This is a genomic window from Streptomyces sp. NPDC051173 (assembly GCF_040689515.1).
Classification (GTDB): Bacteria; Actinomycetota; Actinomycetes; order Streptomycetales; family Streptomycetaceae; genus Streptomyces.
This window is the reverse complement of the sequence record NZ_JBFBBD010000164.1, coordinates 1-2,196: the sequence shown is the minus strand read 5'-3', so window position 1 is coordinate 2,196 and position 2,196 is coordinate 1. Positions and strand designations below refer to the sequence as shown.

At 76.9% G+C, this 2,196-nt stretch carries 1 protein-coding gene; it reads right to left on the bottom strand.

The genetic code is table 11. The features are described from left to right. Positions 1–199: 199 nt before the first annotated feature. Positions 200–1,795: a sigma-70 family RNA polymerase sigma factor gene (locus tag AB0435_RS34070; protein WP_366428724.1), complete on the bottom strand. Its 1,596-nt coding sequence runs from the start codon at positions 1,793–1,795 to the stop codon at positions 200–202. Positions 1,796–2,196 lie beyond the last annotated feature (401 nt).

Here is a 2,196-nt window from a genome sequence, read left to right as displayed (position 1 = left end):
CCGCAGGCGGCAACGGACCTGAGGTTCGGGGTCTGGGGCAGCGCCCCAGTTTCGGGAAGGGGCGGGGTAGGGGAACAAGCCCGCCGCAGGCGCCAACCAACCCGCAGACAAGAGGCCCCGGGGCGGAGCCCCCGCGCGGCCGAGCCGCAACAGCAGGCGCAGCCGGGAAGGGGGACGGGGCACAAACAACGCCCCCGGGTCAGCCCACCGGCGGCGAGCCGGACGGCTGAGGTGAGGGCGAAAGCCGAGGCGTCGGTATCGGCACCGGCCCCCGCCCCTCGATCGTCACCGCCGTACCACCCGGCGCCACCGCCACCCGCGCACTCCACCGCCCGGCCGGCTCGTTCGCCGTGTCGACGTCGACGACGACGGTGATGGACTGCCCGGGCCACAGCACCCCACCGGTCCGGCTCAACCGCAGCCACGGCGCGCTGGTGGTCATCGACCAGGGCACCGCTTCCCCGCCGCTCGCGGTGAGAGTGATGAGAGTGGCCTTGCCGCTCGGTTGCGCGGCGATCGTGAGCCGCCCGGGGCCCGGCGCGGACGGTGACGGGGGGCCCGGCAGGGGGACCGCGCTGCCGGTGGGTGAGGGCGGCACGCCGCCGGGCTGCTCCTCGGGTACGGGCACGGGTCTGCCGTCCGGCCCGATCACCGAGACGGACACACCGGGCACCGGGTTCCCGCTCGCCGTGCGCGAGCCGATCCGCTTGTCGGCGGCGTCCGCTTCCCCCGGTGGGTAGGCGGCCGGATTGTCGGCCTCCTCGGCGGTGATGGAGGTGGGATTCTGCGCCTCCCCCGTCGACGGAGCGCCGCGGTAGGCGGCCCACAGGGCGAGCACGGGGGCGGCGACGACGGTGGCGACGACCGTGGTCGTGATCGCCCGGCTGCGGAGGCGGCCGCGGCGCGCGACGCGGTCCTTGGGGTCCACGGGGAAGCCCCGGCGGTCGAAGCGGGGGTTCGGGGGCGCGGCGGACCCCCGCTGCGTGCGGGCGCTCACGGCGGCCAGCATGGCCGCGTGCACCGCCTCCCGCGGGGCCTCGACGACGGGCAGCGCGGCCGACGAGGCGGAGGTGCCGGGCCAGGGTTCGCCCGCGGTGGCCCGCTCGGCCGTACGGCGGCAGTCGGCGCAGTCGTCGACGTGCCGGACCAGTTCGCGGCGGAGCGCGGTACCCAGCAGCACCCGGGTGTCGCCCGCGAACCGTGCCACCACCGGGCAGCGGCCCGACTCCACGACGGCCAGCGCGGTCCGGGTGCGTTCGACCTCGCAGGCGGCGCTGGACAGCAGGGTGCGGGCGGCGTCGCTCTCCAGCCGGAGCACGGCCGCGACCTCGTGCGCGGAGAGGCCGTGGCGTACGGCCAGTTCGAGCGCTTCGCGCTGCTCGGCGGTGGTCCCGGCGGCCTCGGGCCAGGCGAGCCGGGCTAGCTCCGTACGACGGTGCTCGTCGGCGGCCGCGCCCTCCCGCTCCCCCGGCTTGCCGCCCGGCTCCGCGAGCCGGCGCAGACAGGCCCAGCGGGCGAGGGCGTAGAGCCAGGAGCGGCGCACGTCGTCACCGGCGGGCGCCCGGTCGGCGCGCCGCTCCGCGATCGCGAGGACCTCGCCGAGCGCGGCGGTCGCGCTGTCGTGCTCGCACAGCACGGACAGGCAGTAGGTGAACAGGCCGTCGAGGTGGGGGTCGTACTGAAGAGGCGGCCGCTGCGCAAGCGTCTCCTGCTCCGTACGGGCCGCGCGCGGCGCCCCGCGGCCTGCACGGTGCGCGCCGGTGGCGTGCGTGGGGGGCTCGGGCCTCCTGGTCATCATCCCGGCGACGGTAGGCGCGTGGCGGTCCCTCGTTCTCGCTGCGGGCTCAGGATTAACCCATTCGGGTGAGCTTCTCCCTCGAACGGTGAGGATCCGCCGGGGGGTGACTCCGCTTGCGGCGGCGCCGTCTCGCGCTGGGGCGCGCCCCAGCCGCCGGGTGCGGGCCGGTTGGCGCCTGCGGCGCTTTTCCCCTACCCCGCCCTTTCCCTGCTGCGCCTGCCGTGCGGCTCCGCCGCGCGGGGGCTGCGCCCCAGGCTCCCTTGTCTGCGGGTGATTGGCGCCTGCGGCGGGCTTGTTCCCCAGCCCCGCCCCTTCCCGAAACTGGGGCGCTGCCCCAGACCCCGAACCTCGGGTCCGTTGCCGCCTGCGGCGGGGGCTCCCCCAGCTACCGCTGGGAG